General features: G+C 72.3%; 21 protein-coding genes and 1 pseudogene. 9 read left to right on the plus strand and 13 right to left on the minus strand.

Annotated elements, in window-relative coordinates:
• Positions 1-24: 24 nt before the first annotated feature.
• Entirely contained in the window at positions 25-1,257 is a 1,233-nt protein-coding gene (locus tag R2B67_RS04970; RefSeq protein WP_317816613.1) for a sensor histidine kinase, read from the minus strand.
• A gap of 145 nt (positions 1,258-1,402) precedes the next feature.
• Here R2B67_RS04970 and R2B67_RS04975 point away from each other — a divergent pair, with 145 nt between their 5' ends.
• On the plus strand, positions 1,403-1,609 hold the full coding sequence (locus R2B67_RS04975; RefSeq protein WP_018514727.1) for a hypothetical protein: 207 nt from the start codon (positions 1,403-1,405) through the stop codon (positions 1,607-1,609).
• Here the strand turns inward: R2B67_RS04975 and R2B67_RS04980 are convergent.
• The gene (locus R2B67_RS04980; RefSeq protein WP_317816614.1) at positions 1,596-2,558 is read right to left on the minus strand and encodes a DMT family transporter; all 963 of its coding nucleotides are present in this window, start codon (positions 2,556-2,558) and stop codon (positions 1,596-1,598) included. The two genes, R2B67_RS04975 and R2B67_RS04980, sit on opposite strands and share 14 nt — an antisense overlap.
• A 267-nt stretch (positions 2,559-2,825) precedes the next feature.
• On the opposite strand from R2B67_RS04980, the gene R2B67_RS04985 reads away from it, so the two are divergent.
• Entirely contained in the window at positions 2,826-3,467 is a 642-nt protein-coding gene (locus tag R2B67_RS04985; RefSeq protein WP_237328643.1) for a TetR/AcrR family transcriptional regulator, read from the plus strand.
• A gap of 84 nt (positions 3,468-3,551) precedes the next feature.
• Here R2B67_RS04985 and R2B67_RS35965 read toward each other — a convergent pair.
• Together R2B67_RS35965 and R2B67_RS04995 are read right to left on the minus strand one after the other, a co-directional pair.
• A pseudogene (locus tag R2B67_RS35965) lies at positions 3,552-3,695 on the minus strand (IS5/IS1182 family transposase); the annotation flags it as partial.
• 82 nt (positions 3,696-3,777) lie between these two features.
• The gene (locus tag R2B67_RS04995) at positions 3,778-4,545 is read right to left on the minus strand and encodes a hypothetical protein (protein ID WP_317816615.1); all 768 of its coding nucleotides are present in this window, start codon (positions 4,543-4,545) and stop codon (positions 3,778-3,780) included.
• Between the two features lie 194 nt (positions 4,546-4,739).
• Here R2B67_RS04995 and R2B67_RS05000 point away from each other — a divergent pair, with 194 nt between their 5' ends.
• Both R2B67_RS05000 and R2B67_RS05005 read left to right on the plus strand, forming a co-directional pair.
• Positions 4,740-5,507, plus strand: a complete 768-nt coding sequence (locus R2B67_RS05000) for an SDR family NAD(P)-dependent oxidoreductase (RefSeq protein WP_317816616.1) — start codon at positions 4,740-4,742, stop codon at positions 5,505-5,507.
• 135 nt (positions 5,508-5,642) lie between these two features.
• The gene (locus R2B67_RS05005; protein ID WP_109980191.1) at positions 5,643-6,473 is read left to right on the plus strand and encodes an aldo/keto reductase; all 831 of its coding nucleotides are present in this window, start codon (positions 5,643-5,645) and stop codon (positions 6,471-6,473) included.
• A gap of 133 nt (positions 6,474-6,606) precedes the next feature.
• Here R2B67_RS05005 and alc read toward each other — a convergent pair whose 3' ends face one another.
• Both alc and allB read right to left on the minus strand, forming a co-directional pair.
• The gene (alc, locus tag R2B67_RS05010; protein WP_317816618.1) at positions 6,607-7,728 is read right to left on the minus strand and encodes an allantoicase; all 1,122 of its coding nucleotides are present in this window, start codon (positions 7,726-7,728) and stop codon (positions 6,607-6,609) included.
• Positions 7,729-7,914: 186 nt separating this feature from the next.
• Positions 7,915-9,258, minus strand: coding sequence for an allantoinase AllB (gene allB / locus R2B67_RS05015; protein WP_109980189.1), 1,344 nt, complete (start codon positions 9,256-9,258; stop codon positions 7,915-7,917).
• A gap of 372 nt (positions 9,259-9,630) precedes the next feature.
• Between allB and R2B67_RS05020 the strand changes: the two genes are divergently transcribed.
• Positions 9,631-10,431 (plus strand): IclR family transcriptional regulator, encoded by an 801-nt coding sequence (locus R2B67_RS05020; protein WP_317816619.1) that lies wholly within the window; start codon positions 9,631-9,633, stop codon positions 10,429-10,431.
• A 25-nt stretch (positions 10,432-10,456) separates the two neighbouring features.
• On the opposite strand, the gene R2B67_RS05025 is transcribed toward R2B67_RS05020, so the two are convergent.
• Positions 10,457-11,137 (minus strand): ABC transporter ATP-binding protein, encoded by a 681-nt coding sequence (locus R2B67_RS05025; protein ID WP_317816620.1) that lies wholly within the window; start codon positions 11,135-11,137, stop codon positions 10,457-10,459.
• Positions 11,134-12,225, minus strand: a complete 1,092-nt coding sequence (locus R2B67_RS05030; protein WP_317816621.1) for an ABC transporter permease — start codon at positions 12,223-12,225, stop codon at positions 11,134-11,136. The genes R2B67_RS05025 and R2B67_RS05030 overlap by 4 nt, the downstream gene beginning before the upstream one ends.
• A 110-nt stretch (positions 12,226-12,335) precedes the next feature.
• Here R2B67_RS05030 and R2B67_RS05035 point away from each other — a divergent pair, with 110 nt between their 5' ends.
• Together R2B67_RS05035 and R2B67_RS05040 are read left to right on the plus strand one after the other, a co-directional pair.
• Positions 12,336-13,643, plus strand: a complete 1,308-nt coding sequence (locus R2B67_RS05035) for a sensor histidine kinase (protein ID WP_317816622.1) — start codon at positions 12,336-12,338, stop codon at positions 13,641-13,643.
• Positions 13,640-14,284 carry a response regulator gene (locus tag R2B67_RS05040; protein WP_317816623.1) on the plus strand — a complete coding sequence of 215 codons (645 nt, stop codon included), beginning with the start codon at positions 13,640-13,642 and terminating at the stop codon, positions 14,282-14,284. The genes R2B67_RS05035 and R2B67_RS05040 overlap by 4 nt, the downstream gene beginning before the upstream one ends.
• A gap of 33 nt (positions 14,285-14,317) precedes the next feature.
• Here the strand turns inward: R2B67_RS05040 and R2B67_RS05045 are convergent, their stop codons facing one another.
• Positions 14,318-14,632 (minus strand): DUF5955 family protein, encoded by a 315-nt coding sequence (locus tag R2B67_RS05045; protein WP_030562541.1) that lies wholly within the window; start codon positions 14,630-14,632, stop codon positions 14,318-14,320.
• Between the two features lie 191 nt (positions 14,633-14,823).
• On the opposite strand from R2B67_RS05045, the gene R2B67_RS05050 reads away from it, so the two are divergent.
• Complete coding sequence (locus R2B67_RS05050) at positions 14,824-15,429, plus strand: nucleotidyltransferase family protein (RefSeq protein ID WP_317816624.1); 606 nt, start codon at positions 14,824-14,826, stop codon at positions 15,427-15,429.
• Between the two features lie 249 nt (positions 15,430-15,678).
• Positions 15,679-17,298: a malate synthase A gene (gene aceB, locus R2B67_RS05055; protein ID WP_317816625.1), complete on the plus strand. Its 1,620-nt coding sequence runs from the start codon at positions 15,679-15,681 to the stop codon at positions 17,296-17,298.
• Between the two features lie 151 nt (positions 17,299-17,449).
• Here aceB and R2B67_RS05060 read toward each other — a convergent pair whose 3' ends face one another.
• The 4 genes from R2B67_RS05060 to R2B67_RS05075 all read right to left on the minus strand — a co-directional run bounded on the left by R2B67_RS05060 (position 17,450) and on the right by R2B67_RS05075 (position 25,111).
• Positions 17,450-17,830, minus strand: a complete 381-nt coding sequence (locus R2B67_RS05060; protein WP_317816626.1) for a hypothetical protein — start codon at positions 17,828-17,830, stop codon at positions 17,450-17,452.
• Between the two features lie 80 nt (positions 17,831-17,910).
• Positions 17,911-18,210: a sigma factor-like helix-turn-helix DNA-binding protein gene (locus R2B67_RS05065; RefSeq protein WP_317816627.1), complete on the minus strand. Its 300-nt coding sequence runs from the start codon at positions 18,208-18,210 to the stop codon at positions 17,911-17,913.
• 203 nt (positions 18,211-18,413) lie between these two features.
• Complete coding sequence (locus R2B67_RS05070) at positions 18,414-19,019, minus strand: SMI1/KNR4 family protein (RefSeq protein ID WP_317816628.1); 606 nt, start codon at positions 19,017-19,019, stop codon at positions 18,414-18,416.
• 1,103 nt (positions 19,020-20,122) lie between these two features.
• The gene (locus tag R2B67_RS05075) at positions 20,123-25,111 is read right to left on the minus strand and encodes a DUF3320 domain-containing protein (protein ID WP_317816629.1); all 4,989 of its coding nucleotides are present in this window, start codon (positions 25,109-25,111) and stop codon (positions 20,123-20,125) included.
• Between the last annotated feature and the right edge of the window lie 104 nt (positions 25,112-25,215).

Genomic DNA, 25,215 nt, shown 5'->3' on the forward strand with positions numbered 1-25,215 from the left:
TCCCGGCCGGCCGGCTCCCCCGCCTCACGCGGCGGGCCAGGGCAGCCGGGCGCGGACCACGAAGCCGCCGTCCGGCGTGGGGCCGTGTTCCAGCCGGCCCCCGGCGAGCGTGGCGCGTTCGGTGAGGCCGATGAGACCCTGGCCGGAGCCGGGGACCCGTTCGAAGGGTTCGGTGGGGGCCGGGTTGGCCACCTCGATGGTGAGCCCGTCCCCGGGTCCGCCGGTCACGGTGAGGGTGACCTCCGCACCGGGGGCGTGTTTACGGGCGTTGGTCAGGCACTCCTGCGCGATGCGGTACACCGTGCGGCCGGTGGCGGCGGGGGCGTCCTCCGGGGCGGCGACGCGCTGGTCGACGGTGACCTTCATACCCGCCCGGCGGGACTCCTCGACCAGCCCGTCCAGGGTGGCGAGGGTGGGCTGGGGCCGCTCGCCCTCGCCGGTGTCCCCGGGGCCGCGCAGCACCCCGATGATCTCCCGTAGGTCCTGGAGGGCCTCGTGGGCGCTGTCCCGGATGACCCCGGCGGCCCGGGCGATCTCGGCGGTGGGGGCGTCGGGCCGGAATTCGAGGGCCCCGGCGTGGACGCTGAGCAGGGTGAGCCGGTGGGCGAGGACGTCGTGCATCTCGCGGGCGATGGCCTCCCGGGCCAGCCGCTGGGCCTGTTGGGCGCGGAGTTCCGCCTCGGCCTCGGCGCGGCGGGCCCGTTCGCGGAGCGTGAGGACGAGCTGGCGCCGGGACCGTACGACCATCCCCCAGCTGAGCACCAGCAGGATCAGCAGGACCCCGAAGATGACCGAGGTGAGGTAGCCCGTCTCCGGGTCGGGGCGCAGCCAGGGCTGGAGGGGCGCCACGATCAGCGCGCCCGCGCCGACGATGGCCGCCGGCTTGAAGGGGCGGTGGACGGCCAGGCTGAACAGGGCCACCATCATCGCGCCGCCCGCGACGGGCTCCACGATGGACAGAACGGTCAGGGCGGCGGCGAGCCCGACGGGCCAGCGCCGCCGGAACCAGAGGGCGCAGCAGGCGGCGGCGCCGATCACGGAGTCGACGACGAGCACGGCGTCCGGGGTCGACCCTTCGTTCTCGATCGCGGCAAGGGCGATGAGGGCGATGCCCGCCGCGATGAGGAACGCCGTGATGTCGACGACCCAGTCGCGTACGGTCCGCCGCGCCCGGGATCCCGCCCGGGCCCGGTCGCCGGGCAGCTCGGCGTCGGCCATCGCCGAGGGGAGCAGCCAGGGGTACTCGGTGCGCGTCATATCGACAAAGTTACGCAGCCGGGCGCCCGGGACGGGCGCTGCGCGGCGAGGGAGCGACCAAAGTCGCGGGACCCGCTACTTTCGGCGCGGCGTTCGGGCCCTGTGGCCGACGCGGCGGGAACGGGCCGGCCAGGAAGCTCGGCGTATGAAGAAATTCATCGAGGCGGTCGGGTTCATCATCTTGCTGCAGGGCCTGGGAGGGCTGGTCTACGAGTGGACGGGATGGCTGCGGCTGTGGACGCTGGCCCAGCACATCGACTACTTCGGTGACCGCGCGCTGTTCGTCAGCATCGTGCTGATCGTGACGGGCTTCGCGATCATGATCGCGCCGGACGCGGTCACGAAGAAGTAGCGCCGCCTCCTCCGCCCGCTCCTCGGACCGCTCCCTCCGCGCTGCGGCGCCCCCACGCGGTGCCCGCCAGGACGAGGACGGCCCCGGCCACCCCCAGGACGCCGAGCCGTTCGCCGCCGAGGCTGATGCCGACGGCGGCGGCCCACAGCGGTTCCGTACCGAGGAGCAGGCTTACCCGGGACGGCGAGGTGCGGCGTACCGACCACATCTGCACGAAGAACGCGAACAGCGTGCAGAACACGGAGAGGAAGATCAGCCCCGCCCACTCCCGGGGACCGAAGTCCGCCGCCACGCTCCACGGCGAGGCGCCCGTCCCCGGGAGCGCGGCGAGGACGGCGAAGACGGCGACCGCGCTGCCGAGCTGGACGGTGGTCAGGGAGAGCGAGTCGGCCGACCGGACCGCCTTCATCCGGGCCATGGCCAGGACGTGCACGGTCCGGGCGAGGGCGGCGAGCAGCATCAGCAGGTCCCCGGCCGAGGGGCTGGTGAACCCGCCGCCCTGGGTCAGGAGGATCACTCCGGCGACGGAGAGCCCGGCGGCGGCGACGAACGAGGCCGGGGGCCGGACCCGGGTCACGGCGGCCTCGGCGAGCGGCGTGAAGACCATGGTGAGGCTGATGATCAGCCCGGCGTTGGTGGCCGAGGTGTGGACGACCCCGTACGTCTCCAGCAGGAAGATCCCGCTCAGCACCAGGCCCAGCAGCCCGGCCCCCCGCCACTGCGCGCCGGTCAGCGCCCGCAGCTTGCGCCACCCGGTGGCCACCAGGACGGGCAGCACGATCGCGAAACGCAGGACGAGGACGGCGATGACGGTGTGGGTGGTGGTGATGCCCTTGGCGGCGAGGTAGCTCGCGCCCCACACAACGGCGACCGCCAGCACGGGCAGATCGGTCAGCCAGGCCTGGCGGGGTGGTACGAGGGCGGGCGCGGGCGCGACGGCAGCGGACACCTGGTGCTCCTGGTTCTCCACAGGGGACAGATGGTGGAGACCACACCGGCTCACACACGGAAACGATCACGCTACTCGCCGGGCGTGGCGGAAAGGAACACCTGTCTCACGGACCGGATCCCGCCCGGATCCTCCGCCGGTATCACCCGTGGTCAGGGCCGGACACACCGCTGAACGGGGTGGCGGACCGGCCGCCGGGTGGTCGGGCGGTGCCTCCGGCCGTCCCTAGAATGACGCCTCGATAACTCTGAGGTACGGAGTGGTCACATGGCGGCAGTACGGCTGGACGGGCGGATCGAGCGGGGCAACCAGACGCGGCAGCTGATCCTGGGCCGCGCGGTGCAGATCGCCTCGGTGGAGGGGCTGGAAGGTCTCTCCCTGGGGCGGCTGGCGGCCGAGCTGAAGCTCAGCAAGAGCGGTGTGTTCGCCCTCTTCGGCTCGAAGGAGGAGCTGCAGCTCGCCACGGTGCGCGCCGCGGTCGCGGTCTACGTCGACCATGTGCTGCGCCCGGCCCGCTCGGTCCCGCCGGGGATCGGCCGGGTCTGGCGGATGTGCGAGGCGTGGATCGCGTACTCCCGGGAGCGGGTCTTCCGGGGCGGCTGCTTCTTCTACGCGGCCACCGCCGAGTTCGACGCCCGCGGCGGCAAGGTGCACGACGCCCTGGCCGCCGCGCAGACCGGCTGGGTCACCTTCGTCGAGGAGACCATCGAGGAGGCCCGGGCCGCGGGCGAACTGGCCGGGGACACCGACGTACGGCAACTGGCCTTCGAGGTCATCGCCTTCCTGGAACTGGCCAACGCGGAGTCGGTGCTGCAGAACAACAGCCTCGGGTACGGCAAGGCGGCACGCGCGATCCTGGGGAGGCTGCGGGCGGTTGCTACCGAGGGCGCGACGCTGCCGGTGCTGTGAGCCTCCCGGGGCCGGAGCGCATCGGAATATCGCCATGCAGGTGACCCTAGAAGTGGGGAGTGACAATCACGCGATTCGTGCGCAGTACGCCGTGACCAACAGTGCCCGGCCCTCCGGTGGAAGGCTCCATGGCCGACCCTTGCGGACCGTATCCGCGCCCGCCCGACGCGGAACCGTCATCAGCTTGCCGAACTGCCGCGGGCTCGAACCCGGGAACGGGGCTGTCCAGACACCTCACGGTGCCAAGCCGTCAAGTCAGGACAGCGGGCACGAGTTCACCGTTCGGCTTCGAGGGCCCTGCCGGTGGTCATCAGAAAGCGTCCTTGGTGTGGCTTCGGGCGAAGTCCCATGGGGCGGGTGCATGGGCGGCCGCGTACTCGTCCGCGATGCCGAAGACGCTCCCGCATTCTGGGCATTCCGCCCGGCCGAACAGGTGCGTCAGGCCCCAGGCGAGCCGTTCTTGGCCATCCCGTACGGCCGACTCGTACAACATCCTCCCGGTGCCGATCAGCTCGTGGGGGACGGCCGGCCGGAGCTCAACCTGGTGGACATCCCCAAGATTCCAGTCGCGTATCGAGGAGTAGCAACCGTAGTCGCCCACCGCGATCGTCACCGGTGCGTCGCAGTGCGGGCAGACGACAGGGACGAAGGAATCGGTGAAGTCGTCCAGGGCCTCGAACCACAAGATCTGGCCATCGAACGCGAGCATGGCCCGCAGCCGGCTCAGGTAGGTCTTTCCGTCCAGGCCGGACCGCAGCCGGGCGGCGGCCATGGCGCGAAGCTCGGCCAAGGTCGCCGCACAGCGGGCGACTTCTTCGTCGGCGCCGTGATGCTGAAGGAGGCCACTCGCTATGACTCCGGCCAGATCGAGCGCCCGGTCCCCGACGTCCTCGGTCTTCGCTATGTCTGCCAGCTGCGGCAGTGCGGCGATACTCGCCGGGGTGATCGTTCCCTGGTGGCACAAGCGCCCCCAAAGCCGGTCGACGGCCTCCTGGTCACCACCGATGGCCCGGTCCAGCAGCCCGGGGATCGCGTGTGCCGGACCGTAGGCGTCGTGGAGTGTGGACCAGTCGATCATCCGGTGATTCAAGCACGCAGCTGAGCGATCTCCAGGGGCGGTGAGTCGTGAGCGGGTTACCGAGTGCTGACGGCGGCTGGGGCGGGCCGTGGGCACACCCCGTCCGATTCCCGCCGGTCTCCGGGCCGCCGGGGGACTTTGCTGGTTGTTGTCGCCGGATCGGCGGCGCTCCCCCGAAGGCAAGGAATCTCGCCATGTCCAGCTCCAGCACCACCTCCACCATCACCGCCTCCGCGCCCCGGGCCGCCCTGGTGAGCGGAGGCAGCCGTGGGATCGGGGCGGCCATCGCCCTGCGGCTTGCCGAGGCGGGGGCGGACGTCGCCATCACCTACGTACGGGACGAGGAGGCGGCCCGGGCGGTCGTGGCGAAGATCGAGGGAGTGGGGCGGCGTGCGGTCGCCCTGCGGTGTGACGCGGCCGACGCCGGGGCTGCCGCCGAGGCCGTGCACCGTGCGGCGGACGCGCTCGGGCGGCTCGACGTGCTGGTCAACAACGCGGGCATCGGGGTCCTCGGGCCGATAGCGGAGCTGCCCGATGCAGAGGTCGACCGGGTCCTGGCCGTGAACGTGCGGGCGGTCTTCCTCGCCTGCCGGGCGGCGGCGGACCGGCTGGCCGACGGCGGGCGCGTCATCTCGGTCGGCACCGCGCTGAGCCGGTATGTGGGCGGGCCCGGATCGACGCTGTACGGGATGAGCAAGTCCGCCCTGATCGGGCTGACCAAGCCGCTCGCCCGGGAGCTGGGGCCGCGTGGGATCACGGTGAACCTGGTCCAGCCCGGGCCGGTGGACACCGATCTCAACCCGGCCGGCGGGCCGCTCGCCGAGGGGCAGCGAGCGGCCACGGCGCTGGGCCGGTTCGGTACGGCTGACGAGGTGGCGTCCCTGGTGGCGTACCTCGCGAGCGCGGACGCGGGCTTCATCACCGGTACGGAGATCGTCGTGGACGGCGGTCACGCGGCCTGAGGCACGGACCCGACTGCCGGAGGCCCGGGTTCCGTCGAGCTGCCCAGCCCCCGCCGCCCGCCTACGCTGGCCGGAGCGGGGCAGGACGTGACATGACGTGACGCGACAAGGGCTACGGAAAGGTCAGGACCGGCCATGGGCGACGTACCCGTTCATACGCTCAACGACTCCACCACCCTCCCGGCGGTGGGCCTCGGCACCTATCCGCTGGACGACGCGGAGGCGGAGGAGGCCGTCGCGGGGGCCCTGGGACTCGGCTACCGGCTCATCGACACGGCCCTGAACTACGGCAACGAGACCGGCACCGGCCGGGGCATCGCCCGCAGCGGCGTCCCGCGCGAGGAGATCAGGCTGACGACGAAGGTGCCGGGGAGGCATCAGGGGTACGAGCAGACGCTGGCCTCGTTCGAGGAGTCGCGGGCCCGGCTGGGCGTCGAGTACGTCGATCTGTATCTGATCCACTGGCCGCTGCCTCATGTCGACAAGTACGTCGAGACGTGGAAGGCGATGATCCGGCTCCGTGAGGACGGTCTCGTCCGCTCCATCGGCGTCTCCAACTTCACCGCCGCCCATCTGGAGCGGCTGGAGCGCGAGACGGGCGTGCTGCCGTCGGTGAACCAGATCGAGATGCACCCGCTGCTTCCCCAGGAGGAGTTGCGGGCCGTGCATGCGGCGAAGGGCATCGTGACAGAGAGCTGGAGTCCGCTGGCCCGGGGCCGTGAGGTGCTGGAGGACCCCTCCACGGTGGCGATCGCCGAGGATCACGGGGTGACCCCGGGGCAGGTGGTGCTGCGGTGGCACACGCAGGTCGGCGCGGTGCCGATCCCGAAGTCGGCGGATCCGGGGCGGCAGCGGGAGAACCTGGACCTGTTCGGGTTCGAACTGACCGCGCGGGAGCTGACCACGATCGCGTCGGGGCGGCAGCGGCGGTTCGGCGGGGACCCGGACACGCACGAGGAGTTCTGAGGGGAGGAGTTCCGAGGGGCGGTGAGCAGAGGGGCGGTGAGCAGAGGGGCGGTGAGCAGAGGGGCGGTGAGCAGAGCCGTGCGTCACCGCGATCCCCCTGCGATCGCGGTGACGCCGGCCCGTTCGCGTACGGTCAGCCGCCCAGCTCGCGGTGGCGCGCGGCCAGCCCTGCGGCGCCCTCGTCGGTGAGGGATCCGTACAGCCTCAGCCGGGAGATTCCGCCGTCCGGGAAGATGTCGATCCGTACGTGGGTGGCGCGCGCCGGGCCGTCCAGGACGAAGCGGTGGTTGGTGTCGGGCTGGAGCCGGGTCCGGGGCAGGACCTCCGACCAGTCGCCGTCCTCGCCGTCCCGGACCGAAAGGGCGGCCCAGCCCGCCGAGTTGCCCTTGAGGTAGGCGGTATCGATCTCGACGGCCCGGATCTCGGACTGCGCAGCGAGGCGGTAGCGGATCCAGTCGTTGCCCCGGTCGCGCCGGCGGCGGGTCTCCCAGCCGTCGTCCATCTTGCGCGAGCGGCCGGGCTGGATGGTGTTGGTGGCCGGGGAGTAGAAGCGGTCGGAGGCGTCCTCGACCTGGCCGCCGTTCTCCAGGGCGGCGAGGTCGAAGGTGCCGAGGGCGGTGAGCCAGGCGGGGTCGGGGGCGACCTCTCCGTACACGCGCAGCCGGGCGATCCCGCCGTCCGGGTGCTGGTTGATCCGCAGGTGGGTGAAGCGCTGTTCGGCGTCGACGGCGAAGCCGTTGGCCGCGTGGCCGCCGACCGGGGTGCGCGGGACGAGCGTCGTCCACTTCACGTCGGGGGCGAGGAGGTCCTCGGGCGACGGGGAGCCGGGGAGGGACGCGCCCTCGACGGAGACGGCCTGGGGGTAGTTGCCCCGGAAGTGGGCGGTGTCCAGGACGATGCCCCGGATGACACCGGGGGCGCCGAGGCGGACGAGGGCCCAGTCGTGGTCGTCGGGGGTGGGGTGCGGTTCGGCGGCGCTCACCCCGCGTCGGCGGCGGGTCTCCCAGCCGTCCATGATCTTGCCCTTGTGGCCGAAGTGCTCCGGGTCGAAGACGGCGGGCCCGGGCTTCAGCAGGTTCTCGCGCTCGGCGAAGAACTCGTCGTTGGCGGCGATGACCCCGGCGCCGAGGCGGCGGTCGGCCAGGTCGACGAGGTGGGTGAAGGGGAAGTCGGCGGTGCGGTGGTCGGCGTACGGGTCGCCGCCCGCGTACGGGCTGGCGTCGCCGGTGAAGCGCGGTATCGCGGCGTCCGTCATGGTCGGGGGTCCTTTCGGGCACGGGGCACGGGGCGCGGGGCATGGTCGGTGGTCGCGTACCGGTGGAGACGGCCGGTGGTCGCGAACGAGAGCGCTGCTCGCAGGTGCGGTCAGTGATCGGGTACGAGAGTGCTGCTCACAGGTGCGGTCAGCGATCTGGTACGAGAGCGCTGCTCGGAGGTGCCGTCAGTGGTCGCGTTCGAGGAGGCGGCCGGTGGGCTCGGCGAGGACGCCGTCTGCGGCGATCCGGACCCCGCGCAGCCAGCTGGAGCGGACCACGCCGTGCAGGGTCTTTCCCGCGTAGGCGGTGACCTGGTTGCGGTGGAAGAGCTCGGCCGGGTCGACGGTGAAGGTCGCCTCAGGGGCGAGGACCGCGAAGTCGGCGTCGCGACCCGCCTCGATGGCGCCCTTGCGGCTCAGCCCTGCCAGCTCGGCCGGGGCGGCGGACATCCAGCGCACGACGTCGTCCAGGGAGTGGCCGCGCCGCCGGGCCTCGGTCCAGATGGCGGGCAGGCCGAGCTGGAGGGAGGAGATGCCGCCCCAGGCGGAGGCGAAGTCCGGGGTCTTCAGGTCCGTGGTGCACGGGGAGTGGTCACTGACGATGCAGTCGATCGTGCCGTCGGCGAGCCCGGCCCACAGGGCGTCCTGGTTGGCGGCCTCGCGGATCGGCGGGCAGCACTTGAACTCGGTGGCCCCGTCCGGGACTTCCTCGGCGGTGAGGGTGAGGAAGTGCGGACAGGACTCGACGGTGACCCGGACGCCCTCCCGCTTGGCCGCGGCGATCAGCGGCAGGGCGTCGCTGGAGGAGAGGTGCAGCACGTGGACCCGGGCGTTCAGCCGCTTGGCGTGGGCGATGAGCCCCTCGATCGCGGTGTTCTCGGCGTCGCGCGGGCGGGAGGCGAGGAAGTCGGCGTAGGCGGGGCCGGGGCGCTGGGGAGCCTCGGCCAGGTGGTGCGGGTCCTCGGCGTGGACGATGAGCAGCCCGCCGAATCCGGCGATCTCCGCCAGGGAGCGGGCCAGCTGCTCCTGGTCCAGCTCGGGGAACTCCTCCACCCCGGAGGGCGACAGGAAGCACTTGAAGCCGAAGACCCCGGCCTCGTACAGCGGGCGCAGGTCCTTCACGTTGGAGGGGAGCGCGCCGCCCCAGAAGCCGGTGTCCACGTGTGCCTTGGGGGCCGCGACCTGCTGCTTGATCCGCAGGTTCTCCACGGTGGTGGTCGGCGGGAGGGAATTGAGCGGCATGTCCAGGAGCGTGGTGATGCCGCCGGCCGCCGCGGCGCGGGTGGCGGTCCAGAAGCCCTCCCACTCGGTGCGGCCGGGGTCGTTCACATGGACGTGGGTGTCGACCAGGCCGGGGAGCAGGACGTCGTCGCCGAAGTCCTCCAGGCGGGCGCCCGCGGGCACCTCGGTGTCGTACGGCAGGACCGCGTCGATGGTGCCGCCCGCGACGGCGACCGTCGCCGGGCGGGTGCCCTCGGGGGTGACGACGCGCGTCGAGCGCAGTACCAGGTTCACGTCCGGACCGGACACCCGTGCTCCTTCACTCCAGGAATGATCACGACAGGAATTCAACGAACTGTTGAAGCTCCGATGGAGTCTTCACTCGGGAATCGCCCTCGTCAAGACCCCACCTTCCGCCACCGGGACCCGGCGGGCCAGCCCTGCCGCCCGACTGGAGATTTCCACAAAGTAAAAGTCACATTTCGGAATGCGGAACGTAGCATGGGCCAGGAGAGGCGGCACCGAGCCGCCGCGCCAACCGCCGCCACACCGTCAGCACACCGTCGGCACCCGGACAAAACCGCCCCTGACCGGCACGGACGCCCGCCGGACAGCTGTGGGCCGATCGGGAAGTGCCCGGTAGGCTGCTGCCTTGCCTTCCGCTTCGAAAGGACCGTTGACGTGCCGCCGTCCCACGCCAGCACAGCCGACTCCAAGCCCTCCGGTGCCAGCGGTGGGGTGCAGTCGCTCGAGCGCGCCTTCGACCTGCTGGAGCGGATGGCCGACGCCGGGGGCGAGGTCGGGCTGAGCGAGCTGTCCGCGAGCAGCGGTCTGCCCCTGCCGACCATCCACCGGCTGATGCGCACGCTCGTCGTCTGCGGTTACGTACGCCAGCAGCCCAACCGCCGCTACGCGCTGGGCCCCCGCCTGATCCGCCTGGGCGAGTCCGCCTCCCGGCTGCTCGGCACCTGGGCCCGCCCCTACCTCCAGCGGCTGGTGGAGGAGACCGGCGAGACGGCCAACATGGCGCTGCTGGACGGCGACGAGATCGTGTACGTCGCCCAGGTGCCCTCCAAGCACTCCATGCGGATGTTCACCGAGGTGGGCCGCCGGGTCCTCCCGCACTCCACTGGGGTGGGCAAGGCGCTCCTCGCCGACACCCCGGCCGACGAGGTCCGCGCGCTGCTCGCCCGTACCGGCATGCCGGCCGCGACCGAGAAGACGATCACCACGCCGGAGGGCTTCCTCGACGCGCTGGAGCAGGTGCGCCGGGCGGGATACGCGGTGGACGACAACGAGCAGGAGATCGGGGTCCGCTGCCTGGCGGTCTCCGTCCCCAACTCCCCCACCTCGGCCGCCATCTCCATCTCGGGCCCGGCGGGCCGGGTGACGGAGAGCGCGACGGAGCGGATCGTGCCGATCCTCCAGCAGGTCGCGGGCGAGCTGTCGGACGCGCTGGCGAGCAACGGGACGGCCGGCTGAACTCGGAGGTCAGGACCTCGGGGGTTCAGACCCGCGCCGGTACGGTCAGCCGCCCGTCGTCCATCGTCACCGTACGGTCCATCCGGTCCAGGTGCGCCCGGTCGTGCGTGACCAGCACCGTCGCGGTGGCGCGCTCCCGGGTCAGGGCGACCAGCAGGTCCAGGACCGCCGCCCCTCGCTCGTGGTCGAGGGCGCTGGTCGGCTCGTCGACGAGGAGCACCTCGGGCTCGTTCATCAGGGCGCGGGCGATGTTGATCCGCTGGCGCTGACCGCCTGAGAGCTGGTGCGGCCGCCGGTCCGCCTTCTCCGCCAGGCCCACCGCCTCCAGCAGCTCCAGCGCCCGGCGGCGGGCCTCCCGCGCCCGGCCGCCCGACAGGTGGGCCATCACCTGGAGCTGCTCGGCGGCGGTGAGCGAGGGCAGCAGGTTCGGCTGCTGGAACACGATCCCTATGTGCTCCCGGCGCAGGGCCGCCCGCGCCGCCGGAGTGAGCGGGCCCGTCCGCGTACCGGCCACGACGACCTCGCCGGAGTCCGGGGTCACCAGGGTCGCGGCGGCGGCCAGCAGGCTGGACTTGCCGGAACCCGACGGCCCGACGACGGCGGTGAGCGTGCCCGCCGGGACCTCCAGCGAGACCCGGTCCAGGGCGGTGAGCCGCCCGTCGCCGTCCGGGTAGGTGAGGGTCACATCGGTGAGGGTGAGCGTCATCGGGCACTCCCGAGTGCGGTGAGGGGGTCGACGGCGGTGATCCGCCGGATGGAGAGGGCGGCCCCGAGGGCGCCGAGGGCGATCATGATCGCGGCGGGGACCAGGACGGTCGCCGCGTCCAGCACGAACGGCACCGGCCCCCCGCCGATCAGGACCCCGGCCCCGGCGGCGAGCGCGGTCCCGAGCCCCGTACCGATGACAAGCATCACCACGGCCTGCCCGAGGGCGTCGCGCAGGAGGTACGGGGTGGAGGCGCCGAGCGCCTTCAGTACGGCGACGTCGCCGCTGCGCTGGATGGTCCAGACGGTGAAGAAGGCGCCGATGACGAGGGCGGAGATGGCGAAGAGGAAGCCGCGCATCAGTTGCAGCGAGCCGTTCTCGGCCTGGTAGGAGCCGATCGCGGTGAGGGAGTCGTCGAGGGAGAGCGTGCGGGTCTCGGCCGCCCCGTCCCCGGCCGCCAGGTCGGCGCCGGCGGTGGTGGTCAGGGCGATGACGGTCGCCTGTTCGGCGGGGCCCGCACCGTCGTGGCCGATCTGCTGCCAGTCGTCGAGCGTCGTCCAGACGACAGGTGTGTGGCTGTACGAGGCGTCGCCCGCGACGGCGGCGACCTCCCGCTCCGCCCGGCCGAGCGCGATCCTGTCGCCGGGGGCGGCGCCGAGCTCCTCGGCGGCCTTCTCGGAGAGCACGACGCGCCCCGGACCGATCCCTTCCGGCGCTTCGGGTGCGAGCGTCCCGTCCGGTTCGACGCCGAACGCCGAGACCGGGGCCGTACGGTCACCGGGGGCGGTGGCGTTCAGGGTCCGGATGCCCAGCGGCTGGGCGGCCTCGACGCCGGGGCGCTCCGCCCAGGCCCGCCAGTCGTCCTCGCGGACGGTCGAGTTGGTGAAGGAGACCGACTGGTCCCCGCGCGGGGCGGCGAACGCGAGGTGGTCGGCGTCCAGACCGGTGACGGCCGAGACGTTCTCCCGGGCCAGGCCGGCCGTGAGGCCGGACAGCAGGCCCACGAGCAGCGTGATCAGGACCACGACCGACCCCATGAGCGCGAACCGGCCCTTGGCGAACCGGAGGTCTCTCCATGCGACGAACATGGGTCCATCGTCGGTGGTGCGGGGCGGGGGAACATCGCGCGGGGGGCGGTTCACAGATCAACCTTTCGATTGACCGGCCACGCGGGGGCCGCCGCTACGCTGGACGGACCATGGATTCGCGTTCGCACACCCCCGTCACCGCTGCCCTGCGGCTCTGTCTGCACGCGCTGCTGACGGGCCTGCTGGCGCTGGTGGCGGTGCGCGCGGTGGGCGAGGGCGCGCCGCACGCGGGGGCGGTGGTGGCGCTGACGCTGGTGACGGCGGGGGTGTACGGGGCGGGGGCGCTGGCGGGGAGGCCGGGGCCGGCAGGGGCAGGGGTGCGCGCAGGGGCGGGGGCCCGCGCGGGAGCGGAGGCCCGCGCGGGAGCGGAGGCCCGCGCCACCTCCGTACGACAGCGGGCGTCCATGCGTCCCGGGACCAGGGCGGCGGCCCTCTGGCTGGCCGCGCTCTGCGCCCTCTGGCTCGGACTGCTCGTCCTCTCCCCCGACGCCCTGTGGGTCGCCTTCCCGCTCTACTTCCTCCAGCTGCACCTGTTGCCGACGCGCTGGGGCGTACCCGCCGTCGTCGTCACCGCCGCCGCCGCGATCACCAGCTTCGTCGTGCACCGGCAGGAGATCGCCCCGGGCGCGTTCATCGGCCCGCTGCTCGGGGCGGCCGTCGCCGTCGCCACGGTCCTCGGGTACGACGCGTTGTTCCGCGAGAGCGAGCGGCGGCGGGAGCTGATCGTGGAGCTGGTCGCCACCCGGGCGGAGCTGGCCGAGGCGGAACGTACGGCGGGCACCCTCGCCGAGCGGGAGCGGCTCGCCCGGGAGATCCACGACACGCTCGCCCAGGGCCTGTCCAGCATCCAGCTCCTGCTGCGCGCCGCCGAGCGCACGCTGCCCGGGGACGCGCCCGCCGCCGCGCATGTCCGCGCCGCCCGGGAGGCCGCGCAGGCCAACCTGGCCGAGGCGCGTTCCTTCGTACGGGCGCTGACGCCGCCGGACCTGGAGCACGGTTCGCTGGCGGCCGCGCTGGAGCGGCTCTGCGCCCGGACGACCGGGCCGGACCTCACCGTACGGTTCGCGGTCAGCGGTACGCCGGTGGAGCTGCCGACGCCGTACGAGGTGGCGCTGCTGCGGACCGCGCAGTCGGCGCTGGCCAACACGGTGCGCCATGCGCGGGCGGGCCGGGCGGAGATCACTCTGAGCTTCATGGACACCTCCGTGGCGCTGGACGTGGTGGACGACGGGCGGGGCTTCGACCCGTCGCGTGCACCGGTGGCCGAGCGCGGCGACGGCGGTTTCGGGCTGCCCGCGATGCGGTCACGGGCAGCCACGCTGGGCGGCACGCTGAGCGTGGAGTCGGCGCCGGGCCAGGGCACGGCGCTGGCGGTCACGCTGCCGGTCGCGACCCCGGCCGAGGAGCGTGCCGCGTGAGCGAGGAGAGCGCCATCCGGCTGCTGCTCGCCGACGACCACCCCGTCGTACGGGCGGGTCTGCGCGCGGTCCTGGACACCGAGCCGGACTTCCGGGTCACGGGCGAGGCGGCCACCGCCGAGGAGGCCGTGGCGCTGGCGGCGGCGGGCGGCTTCGACGTCGTACTGATGGACCTCCAGTTCGGCCCGGGCCCCGGAATGCACGGCTCCGAGGCCACGGCGGCGATCACCGCCGTCCCCGAGGGCCCCCGCGTCCTGGTCCTCACCACGTATGACTCCGACGCCGACATCCTGGCGGCGGTCGAGGCGGGCGCGAGCGGCTATCTGCTGAAGGACGCGCCTCCGCAGGAGCTGGCGGCCGCCGTGCGCACGGCGGCGGCGGGCCGCTCCGCGCTCGCCCCTTCGGTGGCGCACCGGCTGATGGACCGGATGCGTACGCCTGCCGAAGCCCTGACGCGGCGGGAGCTGGAGGTGCTGCAACTGGTCGGGGAGGGCCTGTCCAACCTCCAGATCAGCAAGAAGCTGTTCCTGAGCCAGGCCACGGTCAAGTCCCACCTGGTGCACATCTACGCGAAGCTGGGCGTCGACTCCCGTACGTCGGCGGTCGCGGCGGCGACGGCCCGCAGGCTGATCCGCCGCTGAGCCGCCGAGGCTACGAATCGACGCCGCCCGGCCTCACCCGCGCGGCGGCTCCCCGAAGAGGTCCACCGCGTTGCGTACGTCGCGCAGGGCGGCGGCGAGGGCGCTGACCGAGCCGATGGACCCCGCGAGCAGCAGCAGCGAGCTGCGCATGCGCGGGATCTCCGGGACCCCGCCGACCGCCATGGCATCGAGTGCCGCGAGCTCCTCCTCGGCGATGGGCCGGTCGGGGAATTCCAGGGAGAGTGAGGCCAGTTCTCGGCGGAGCCGGGAGACGGCTATGCGCAGCTCTGCCACCCTCGGGTCCTCGCCGCTGCCGGTGACCCGCTTCTGCCCCACGCTTCGCAACACAGCACTCCCCCTCGCACATCCTTGTGCCGGTGTGACCCCCGAACCCCGGGGCGGTGGCCAAGTACCGGGGCTCGCCCGCAAGTTAACGCCATGACAGGCTGTGCGCGCCAGCCCACGGAAAGAAATCAGGGTTACCCCTGAGAGTGACATGCGTGTCGCGTGTGCGAACGGCTCGGTGGTATCCAGGGCTCATGGCTTCTCATGCGAAGAATCCCAAGGTGGCGGGGGTGCTGCTCGCCGCGGGCGGCGGGCGGCGGCTCGGCGGCCGCCCCAAGGCCCTGCTGGAGCACCGCGGCCGCCCCTTGGTGGAGCACGCCCTGCGGGCCCTGCGCAACGGCGGCTGCGGCCCGCTCCATGTGGTGCTGGGCGCGGCGGCCGACGAGGTGCGGGCCCGGGCCGATCTGACGGGTTCGGCGGTGACCGTGAACCCGGGGTGGGAGGAGGGCATGGGCTCCTCGCTCCGGCTGGGCCTGGCCGCCCTGAGCGGTACGGGGGCGGACGCGGCGCTCGTCCTGCTGGTGGACCAGCCGGGGATCGGCGCGGAGGCGGTGGCGCGGGTGCGGGGGGCGTACCGGTCGCGGTCGAGCCTGGTGGCCGCCGCGTACGACGGGGAGCGCGGCCATCCGGTGCTGTTCGGGGCGGACCGGTGGGCGGACATCGCGGCGGGGGCGGTGGGCGACCAGGGGGCCCGGGCGTATCTGCGGGAGCACCGCGATGCGATCACGCTGGTGGAGTGTTCGGATGTGGCGCAGGCGTACGACATCGACACGGCGGAGGACCTCGGCCATCTGGAGTGACAGCGGCCAACCCTCCGTACCCGCCCTGGCACGCTGCGCCGCCGACATCCCGTTTCTGTCGACCCGGAGAATCTCGACATCAACAAACCATTGAACTTCCACCATGAGGAAACTACTATCCACTGGTCAGAAGCCCTCTGAACCTCAGACGGCACCCACGGCCGTATCTCGGAGCCCATGGCACGCCGTGCCGTCTCAGGCGACCCGGCGGCCATGAGACGCCGCCGCCCGCTGAAGGAGTGACAGCTCATGTCCGCACCAGCGCCGTCCACGCTGGCCATCGTCGATGCCGAGCCCCTGCCCCGGCAGGAAGAGGTCCTGACCGACGCGGCCCTCGCGTTCGTGGCCGAGCTGCACCGGCAGTTCACGCCGCGCCGCAATGAGCTGCTCGCCCGGCGCACCGAGCGCCGCGCCGAGATCGCCCGCACCTCCACGCTGGACTTCCTGCCCGAGACGGCGGCGGTCCGCGCGGACGACTCCTGGAAGGTCGCGCCCGCCCCGGCGGCGCTGAACGACCGCCGGGTGGAGATCACCGGTCCGACCGACCGCAAGATGACGATCAACGCGCTCAACTCGGGCGCGAAGGTCTGGCTCGCCGACTTCGAGGACGCCTCCGCCCCCACCTGGGAGAACGTGATCCTCGGCCAGCTCAACCTGACCGACGCCTACGAGCGCCGCATCGACTTCACCGACCCGAAGTCCGGCAAGTCGTACGCGCTGAAGCCCGCCGACGAGCTCGCCACCGTCGTCACCCGCCCGCGCGGCTGGCACCTGGACGAGCGCCACCTCCAGCTGGACGGCACCCCCGTGCCCGGCGCGCTGGTCGACTTCGGCCTCTACTTCTTCCACAACGCCCAGCGCCTGATCGACCTCGGCAAGGGCCCGTACTTCTACCTCCCGAAGACGGAGTCGCACCTGGAGGCGCGCCTCTGGAACGACATCTTCGTCTTCGCCCAGGATTACGTCGGCATCCCGCAGGGCACCGTCCGCGCGACGGTGCTGATCGAGACGATCACCGCCGCGTACGAGATGGAGGAGATCCTCTACGAGCTGCGCGACCACGCCTCCGGGCTGAACGCCGGCCGCTGGGACTACCTCTTCTCCATCGTCAAGAACTTCCGTGACGGCGGCGCCAAGTTCGTCCTGCCGGACCGCAACGCGGTGACGATGACCGCCCCGTTCATGCGGGCGTACACCGAACTCCTGGTCCGCACCTGCCACAAGCGCGGCGCGCACGCGATCGGCGGCATGGCGGCCTTCATCCCCTCGCGCCGCGACGCCGAGGTCAACAAGGTGGCCTTCGAGAAGGTCAAGGCCGACAAGGACCGCGAGGCGGGCGACGGCTTCGACGGCTCCTGGGTCGCCCACCCCGACCTGGTCCCGATCGCCCTGGCCTCCTTCGACGCGGTCCTCGGCGAGAAGCCGAACCAGAAGGACCGCCTCCGCGAGGACGTCTCGGTGGCGGCGGGCGACCTGATCGCCATCGACACGCTCGACGCCAAGCCCACGTACGAGGGCCTGCGCAACGCCGTCGCGGTCGGCATCCGCTACATCGAGGCCTGGCTGCGCGGCCTGGGCGCGGTCGCCATCTTCAACCTGATGGAGGACGCGGCCACCGCCGAGATCTCCCGCTCCCAGATCTGGCAGTGGATCAACGCGGACGTGGTCTTCGAGAACGGCGAGCACGCCACCGCGGAGCTGGCCCGCAAGGTCGCGGCCGAGGAACTGGCCGCGATCCGCGCGGAGATCGGCGAGGAGACCTTCGCCGCCGGCAAGTGGCAGCAGGCCCACGACCTGCTGCTCCAGGTCTCCCTGGACCAGGACTACGCGGACTTCCTGACGCTGCCCGCGTACGAACAGCTGCGCTGACCCGAACCGCGTGAACCGAGCGGTGCGCTGACCCGAACCGCGTGAACGAAGCGCCGCCCCGCCCCGCCCCCGGTACCGCACAGCACCGGGGGCGGGGCGGTCGTCTCACCCCGGGCCCCCCTTGGCGCCGACCGACCGGGCAGGGGCTCGCTCACACGTCCCCCCGCCCACCGTCCGTACATTCCCGCCCGGCCGCGCCGGGGAGCGCCCGCTCGATGCTGCGGCGCGCCTCCGCGATGTCGTCGCCGCGGTAGGAGGTGACGTACGCGGTCGGGTCACGGTCGATCACGAGCAGCAGGTGCTCCCCCGGCTTCCACCGCGGGTACGCCCCGTCCTTGGCGGGGTCGACCACGTCGAACCGGGCCTCCTTCTTGCCCGTCGCGGGCTTGAACCAGTCGGTGACCGCGACGGTGAGCAGGACCCGCCCTGCCTCGGGGGCCTCCTCGACGGACACCACCTCGCCCTCGGCCATCACCTGCGAACAGGCGACCCACCCCTCGGCGCTCGCGCGGCGCAGGCACGACCCGCTCACCTTGCTGCCCCGCCTCGTCCCCGATCAGGTGGAGCGCCCTCCGCAGACGCTCCTCGTCGAATTCGGTCACCGGTGTCACCTCAGATCACCTCTTTCTCCTGGAGTCGTCTGCGTAACGCGGCGACCATGCTGTGAAGGCGGCTCTTGACCGTTCCCTCGGGTATCTCCAGCAGCTCCGCGATGGTGCTCACCGGAAGGTCGGCGTAGAACCGGAGCGAGACCATCTGCCGCTGGAGAAGGGACAGGGAGTCCAGTTCTCCGGCCACCGCGATGGCGAGCACCCGGTGCTCCTCGGAGACGTCCGGCGGGCGACGCGCCCACCGGCTCACCAGCCGTTCACGCAGTGCATCGTCATGGGCCCGGCCCGGTGCCAGTCGCACGCGACCCGCGACGCGACCACCGCCAGCCATGCCCGCGGATCACGGATGTCCTGCGCCCCGGGGCGGCAGCATCAACAGCGCCGCAGATGCGCGCTGCTGCCCCGGTCCGGCAACCGATGCTCCAGCACGCGCAGATGGCTCACAAGGGCATTGACGTAAGAAGCAGTTAGGGTTCCAGTTACGGAAAAGGGGAGTAAGGCCCCTCACCCGAACCCGTAGCGCCGGTTCATCTCCCGCATGTCCCAGGCCACGACGAGGTCCGCGTCCGGCTCGCGCCACTCCAGGAAACCGTCCTCGTCGACGTACGACTCGTACGCACCCCAGAGGCCGTCCTGGAGCCCCCGGGCCGTCGACTCCAGGAAAGCGCCGAGCGACGTCGGCGTCCCTTCCTCGGGGAACGATCCGCCGCCGTCCTTCGCGTGGTCCCCGATCCGGCCGAAGGAAGGCCCGGGCGTCTGGCTGAGGAAGAGGCTGTTCCCGCATCCGTCGTCGGCGAGGGGAATCCAGCGCGCATCCCACCAGGTGGGCCCTTCCGGGCTCCGCGCCTGATCCGCTCGCCGGTACGCGCGGTACTCCGCCACGATCAGGCGGGTGCCATGGAGCCGGTGAAGGGGCGGGAGGACGAACCCTCCTGACCCGTCGTGCCGCGCCAGCGAGGCCGTCAGCTCGGGCGGGAACGCGCAGCCGACCGCGTCCTGTGCCGCCCGGATCTCGTCGGCGCCGGCCGGAGGCGGGAGCTCCGCGTGGGTGGCGGGGGCGTTGGCGCGGAGCCAGTCCTCGATGTGGTCCCATGCCTCGTCGACGGTCATGGCGACAGCCTCGCGGAGGGCGTACGGGCGCCGCAAGAACCCCACCGGGACAACGGCCCTTTTTCCCGGCCCCCACGTGATACGAGAGGGTTTCCTCGCCGGCGGAGACGGCCGCGCCGCCCTGCCGGTCGAGCCGTTCAACCGCCGGATCGAGGTGCTCATCGCGGTCATGGACCGTCAGGACGAGAAGGAGCTCGCGGCACAACTCCTGGAGAACCGGGGCTGGTCGGTGCGGCCATGGCACCCGGAAGCCGAGCACGGTAGCCCTGAGGGACGGCGGGGAGCGGCGGCTCCTCTCGGCCCCGGCAGGACGGGGCTTCTTGTCGAGGTACGTCCGCACGGGGCGCGATTCGGCGCGGTACAGACGGCTGTGATGGAGGGCCGGGCCGCCGACGCACCGCCACCGGACCCCGTGTCCGCCTGGCGGCTGGCGGCTCGCCGGACCGCTGCTCGCGGGGCTGGGCGTTGCCACCGCGTGCGGTTTCGCGACCGCCGTGCTGCGCGGCTTCCAGATGCTCGTGCCCCTGATCATCGTGTGCGGGCTGATCCGCCCTGTGGGCCGTCAGCTCACCGATCGGCGGCAGGACCAGCCGCCGATCGTCGGCGTCGCCTGGGGCACGGCATCCGTCGTCGGCTGCGCGGCTCTCGGTCTGGTGCTCGCTCTGACAGCGCCAAGGCCTCCCGGGCAAGCCCCACGCATCCTCGCGTACGCGGTAGGCGGCGGGAGTGCTCTCGCTTTCGTCCTGTACGGACTCGGGTACGCCCTCGTCCACTCCTGGTTCAGCAGGAACGCGAACTGGGCCGTGCCGGGCCTCGTTCCCGCGCTCGCCCTGACCCTGCCCTGGTTCGGCGACTGCTGCACACGATGTACCTCCAGGCCCGCTTCGGCGTTCCCCCCGATGCCATCCATGTCTCGGTGTACTCGAGCTACGCAGCCGCCCTCAAGCCGGTCGGCCTCGCGCTCGGGCTCGCGGCCGTGGTGCTGGCCCTGGCCGCTCACGGAGGCCCGAGCGAGCACCTGTGGATGAGGGGCCCCTGGACGGGCTGGGGCGGGACGGGCCGCCCCGGGCATCGCCACCGCCGGCGGCGCCCGTCCGTCTCCCTCACCCGCTCGGGGTGTCTCCGCGCACAGCGCTGATGCGGTCAGGCCCGCCCTGGAAACGGCCCTGTCGGTACAGCTCCGTGATGTCGCTCTCCAGGGCGGTGCGGATGTCGGCTCCCGTCCTGCGCCATCCGAAGAACTCGCAGGCCTGCCTGATCAGTTCGTCCTGTGACATTCCGGGGCATTCGACTGCCAGCTCGGTCAGGGCGAGCCGACGCTCGGCGGGGGCGATGAGCGTGACCTTGCGCGCGGTCTCCCCGGCTTGCGGCGTGCGTGCCGTGGCAGGGGTGTGCCCGGCGGCCCGGTAGAAGCCGTCGTCACAGGCAAGGCTTCGCGAGCGGACGAGTTCCTGTGCTGCCGTGCGCACGTTGTCGCGAATGCGGTTCCCGGCCCGTGCGACGCCCCATGCCTCACGGGCCCGCTGCACCAGCAGGTCCTCGTGGACAGGCCCCTCGACGGCGACGATCCGGGTGAGGGCGCTCCTCAGCTCCCCTCTGGCCTCCGGCGTGTGCAGTTCATGAGGGGAATCGACCGTGATCCGGCAGACCTGGTAGGGGGTGCTCCACTCGCGGCGCGGTGCCGTGTCGACCGGCACCCTTTCGTAGGTGATCTCGGCGGGTGCCGTTGCCCGTACCGGCACCCGCACGGGGGCCGGGTCTCCGGGGGCCGGGCCGGAGCGTTCCACGTGGCTGAACGGTTCGGTGGGGCCGACGGGTGACGCGGCGACGGAGGACGGCTCGGCGACCGGGCCGACGGGAGCCGGAGGCGGGGTGGCCGCCGCGGTCAACGGGCCCTGGGCGATGGCCTGCTCGACCGCTTCCCTCAGCCGCAGTTCGGCTGCCGCGCGCCCCCGGTACCAGTCGGTGCCCCAGATCCGGTAGAGGCGCCACCCGAGCCCGTTCAGCACTTGCTCCCGCAGCCGGTCACGGTCCCGAGCCGCCTTGGAGGAGTGGTACATCGCACCGTCGCACTCGATCCCCAGTGCGTACGCGCCCGGGTGCTGCGGGTGGCGCAGCCCCAGGTCGATGCGGTATCCCGCGACGCCGACCTGAGTCTGGACCGTGTAGCCCCACCCGTCCAGGACCGCGAGCACCGACTCCTCGAAGGGGCTGTCCGGCTCAGCGTCCGACTGGACGACGTCGCGGGCCAGAACCGCCGGGCCGTTCTCCGCGTACTCCAGGTAGCGCTTCAGGTGCTGGACGCTCTCGTTGGGGCTGTCGGGCAGGCTCGTGCCCCGGAACGAGGCGACGACCTCCATCCGGTACCGGGCCCGGGTGACCGCCACGTTCAGTCGCCGCCAGCCGCCGTTCTTGTTGATGGGGCCGAAGTTGAGCCCGAGCTTGCCGTGCTCGTCGGGGCCGTACCCGACGGACATGATCATGACGTCGCGTTCGTCGCCCTGCACCGATTCGAGGTTCTTGACGAAGAAGCCGTCGAGGCGGTCCTCGGTGAAGCAGTGGTCGAGGTCGGGCCGGGCCAGCCGGGCCTGCTGCACGGCGAGGTCGATGGCCGAGGCCTGTGCCTGGGAGAGAGCCACCACGCCGAGGGACCGGCCGGGGCGGGTGTCGAAGTGGTGGAGCACCCGGGCGGCGACGTACTCCGCCTCCACCCGGTTGTCCCGGCGGCCGCCGCGGTCGTAGGCGCCGTCGGTCTGCAGGAAGGCGACGCCCACGTCGTTGCCCTCGTCGAGCGCCCCGGGGAAGGTCACCATCGAGTTCCGGTAGAACGACCGGTTGCTGAAGGTGATCAGGTCCTCGTGCCGGCTCCGGTAGTGCCAGCGCAGTGGCAGCTCCCGCATGGCGCCCGCCTTGCAGGCGTGCAGCAGCGACTCGAACGAGTCGGGGACGTCCGCCTCGTACTCGTCGGACTCCTCCTCCCCCGCGGAGTCGAAGAACGAGGTGGGCGGCAGCTGCTTGTCGTCGCCCGCGACGATCAGTGTCTGCCCCCGGTAGATGCAGTTGATCGCGTCACCGGGCCGGACCTGTGAGGCCTCATCGAACACGACGACGTCGAAGTGGTAGTCCGCAGGCAGCATCTGACTGACCGTCAAGGGGCTCATCATGAAGCACGGTTTGACGGACTGGACGACTTCACGGGTGCGGCCGAGCAATTCCCTGACGGGCATGTGCCGGGTCTTCTTCTCCGCCTCCCGGGTGATCACCGCGGCGCCTCCACCGCCGAAGCTCCTGGGCCGCCGCTTGTTGCATGCCTCGATCACGGCACCGCCCGCGGCGGCGATGAGGCGGCGGTCGGCTTCCCGGTAGTCGGCCACCCTGGCATCGAGGTCGTCCGAACGGGTCGTGCGCAGCCGTGCGTCCGTGGCGAGGATTCCGTCCGCCCAGGAGGCGAGCACAGCCCTTTCTACGATCTCCGGCAACCGCTGCGGCTCGATGCCGCGCTCGGCCGCGCCCGCCACGAGTGCGTCGGCGCCCTGGCCGGCGAGGACAGCGATGCCGTCCCGGTACGCGTGCCACTCCTCCGGCCCGTGCGGGTCGGCGAGCAGCGCTTCGACGGCCTGGCCCGCCTGGTCGAGGGGGCCCAGCAGCAGCGGGGAGAGCTGCACCCGGCGGTCCGCGCCGAAGAGGCCGAGCAGCGCCGTCACGGATGCCGACCAACGTTCGGCCCGGCGCTCGGCGACGGCACACCAGTCGCCGAGGGCCCGTCGCGCGTTCTCCGCCAGCAGGGCGGGGAGGCGGTCGGTGTCGACACCGTCGGCGAGCTGGTCGGCCAGCAGATCGCTCCGACCCGCGTCTCCGGCCAGTTCGGTGACGCGGTCGGCGGTCGCGAGGGCGTCGGTGAGGGCGGGCACGTCATCCGGGGTGCGGGGCGTGTACCGGCCGAGCAGTACGGCGTGCTCTCCGGAGAGGCGACGCACCTCGGTTGCGGCCCGTTGCCACTGAAGGGCGTGGTTCAGACGCCCGACGAGGGACTTGGTCCAGGCACCGTCATGAGTGAGGTCCGCGACGGTCGTACGGTCGGCCTTGTACTGGGCCGAGAAGCGGGCCATCAGCTTGGCGTGCTGCCCCTCGAATCGGGCGACGAGGCCGGGCAGGTCCGCCAGGTCGACAACCTGCTCGCCGAACACGTCCTCGGCCGCCGCACGCGCTTCGGCCTCCGCGGTCAGGGATTCCCGCAGCGCCTGCGCGGCCCGATGCGCCGCACCGAGCTTCTCGTCGTCGAACCAGTGGGCGGGCGGGCGATTCTCGGCCGTCGTGAGGTCGGCGAGTGCGCACAGGGCGGCGGCCGCCTCACCGTCGTCCGGCTTGGGCATCCCGAACAGGTCGGCGAGCTGCGCCAGTTGACCGGAGGCGTCCTCCTGGAGCGGTGCGTCGCCCGAGCCGATGCCGTCGGGCAGCCCGGCGCGCAGGGAGCGTACGGTCTGCTGGAGCTCACGGACGGACCGGGGCTCGCCCTGGGTACCGGCGAACGGGCGGCGGGCGGTCGCCGTGCGCAGGGCACCGAGGGCGTCGGACGCCTCGGTGGCGGCCTGGTGTGCGGAGGCTCCCTCAAGCCCACGCCAGGGAAAGGCGTCTCCCTCCGCGACGGGACGCCACGCCCGGCTGACGGCTTTGGCCGCCGCGGAAAGATCCTGAAGGGCTCCGGCGCTCAGGGTCCGGACGGTCTTCGCGTTCTCCGCGGACAGGGCGAGGGGCGGTGTCCCCGCCTGCTCCAGCTGGACCAGGCGTCCGAGCACGTCGTGCAGGGTCCGTCCGAGGGGCTCCCTGACCTGGTTCATGCCCGCCGCGTAGGCGGAGAGTTCCTCCCGCAGGAGCCGGGCTCGTTCCCGTTCGTGTTCGGCGGCTCCGTTGACCCGGACCTCGGTGGTGAGGACCCGGGCCAGCTCGGTGGCGACCGCCTTCTTGCTCGTATCACCGCTGTGCAGGGCCAGCACGAAGTCGCCGAGCCCCACACCGCGCAGCCGGTTGCGCACGACGTCGAGCGCCGCCGCCTTCTCACTGACGAACAGCACACTGCGGCCGGCGTGCATCAGGGCCGCGATCAGGTTGGTGATGGTCTGGCTCTTGCCGGTGCCGGGCGGACCGCTCATCACGAAGGACCGGTGTTCCAGAGCCGCCGCGATGCACTGGCGTTGGGAGGCGTCCGCATCCAGCACCAGGGGTGTCCGCTCGGGCAGCTGGACCTCGTCGATCCGGTCCAGCTCCGGGGGCTCGAACCCGATGAGATCGTCCGGCAGACCCGCGTCCGGCCCCAGGGCGACCGCGCGCACCAGGGGGTGGGCGAGGATCCGTTCCTCGTTCTGCTCCAGGTCCTTGTACATGGCCTCCCGGTGCGAGGCGAACAGACCCAGCACGACCCGGTCGTCCACCGTCCAGCCCCGCTGTCCGGCCGCGACGGTGCGGGCGGCCGCCATCAACGCCGGCAGGTCACCGGCGTCGGTGCCGGTGACCTGGGCCCAGTCGGCTCCCAGACGTTCCGCCTTCACGGCGAGAGCCGGGTTGTGAACGCGGTCCTGACTGTCCGCCAGGTGGAGGCGGTAGCGGCGGCCGCCCTCCCTCCGCAGCTCCACCGGGACGAGGAGCAGCGGCGCCGAACTGGTCTCGTGCGCCCCTTCCTCACGCCAGTCGAGCATGCCGACGCCCAGCCAGAGCACCCACAGACCGTAGTCGTTGAACATCTGCCCGGACTTCTGGCGGAGCTGGTAGAGGGCGCGGTCCAGTCCCGCTTGGGTGGCCTTCTGGGTCTCCAGTCCCGGGCGTCCGCGAGGCGCGGGCACCGCCCTGCCCTCCTCGCCTTCCAGGGCCTCCACCACCGGGGCGAAGTCCCAGCCCTTGGAGAGCTCGGCCAGCAGGGGCCCGGCTCCGGGAGAGCTGATCTCCAGCGTCGACGTACGGGTGTGGCGGAAGTTCAGCAGGCGGTTGCGACCGCCCATGTCCAGCAGTGAGGCCCGCCAGCCGTCCAGTACGGCTTTCAGCCTGTCGAGACCGGGGTCGTGGGCGGCCGAAGGCACGGAACGGGGCGGACGGGGCATGGGGCGAGTACCTCCTGAGCACGGCGCACAGGGGTATCCACGCTCACAGGTCCCCCCTGGAGGTATGTACTTATCAGTCCGCAACTACCGACACACCATGGATC

The organism is Streptomyces cyaneofuscatus (genome assembly GCF_033109485.1).
GTDB lineage: Bacteria > Actinomycetota > Actinomycetes > Streptomycetales > Streptomycetaceae > Streptomyces > Streptomyces cyaneofuscatus.

Coding starts and splice junctions, on each gene's coding strand:
- R2B67_RS05005 (WP_109980191.1), top strand. CDS start 5,643: ATGGGCGACGTACCCGTTCATACGCTCAACGACTCCACCACCCTCCCG.
- R2B67_RS05070 (WP_317816628.1), bottom strand. CDS start 19,019: ATGACCGTCGACGAGGCATGGGACCACATCGAGGACTGGCTCCGCGCC.
- R2B67_RS05075 (WP_317816629.1), bottom strand. CDS start 25,111: ATGCCCCGTCCGCCCCGTTCCGTGCCTTCGGCCGCCCACGACCCCGGT.
- R2B67_RS04985 (WP_237328643.1), top strand. CDS start 2,826: ATGGCGGCAGTACGGCTGGACGGGCGGATCGAGCGGGGCAACCAGACG.
- R2B67_RS05035 (WP_317816622.1), top strand. CDS start 12,336: ATGGATTCGCGTTCGCACACCCCCGTCACCGCTGCCCTGCGGCTCTGT.
- R2B67_RS05000 (WP_317816616.1), top strand. CDS start 4,740: ATGTCCAGCTCCAGCACCACCTCCACCATCACCGCCTCCGCGCCCCGG.
- R2B67_RS05030 (WP_317816621.1), bottom strand. CDS start 12,225: ATGTTCGTCGCATGGAGAGACCTCCGGTTCGCCAAGGGCCGGTTCGCG.
- R2B67_RS05025 (WP_317816620.1), bottom strand. CDS start 11,137: ATGACGCTCACCCTCACCGATGTGACCCTCACCTACCCGGACGGCGAC.
- R2B67_RS05050 (WP_317816624.1), top strand. CDS start 14,824: ATGGCTTCTCATGCGAAGAATCCCAAGGTGGCGGGGGTGCTGCTCGCC.
- R2B67_RS04970 (WP_317816613.1), bottom strand. CDS start 1,257: ATGACGCGCACCGAGTACCCCTGGCTGCTCCCCTCGGCGATGGCCGAC.
- R2B67_RS04995 (WP_317816615.1), bottom strand. CDS start 4,545: ATGATCGACTGGTCCACACTCCACGACGCCTACGGTCCGGCACACGCG.
- R2B67_RS04975 (WP_018514727.1), top strand. CDS start 1,403: ATGAAGAAATTCATCGAGGCGGTCGGGTTCATCATCTTGCTGCAGGGC.
- aceB (WP_317816625.1), top strand. CDS start 15,679: ATGTCCGCACCAGCGCCGTCCACGCTGGCCATCGTCGATGCCGAGCCC.
- alc (WP_317816618.1), bottom strand. CDS start 7,728: ATGACGGACGCCGCGATACCGCGCTTCACCGGCGACGCCAGCCCGTAC.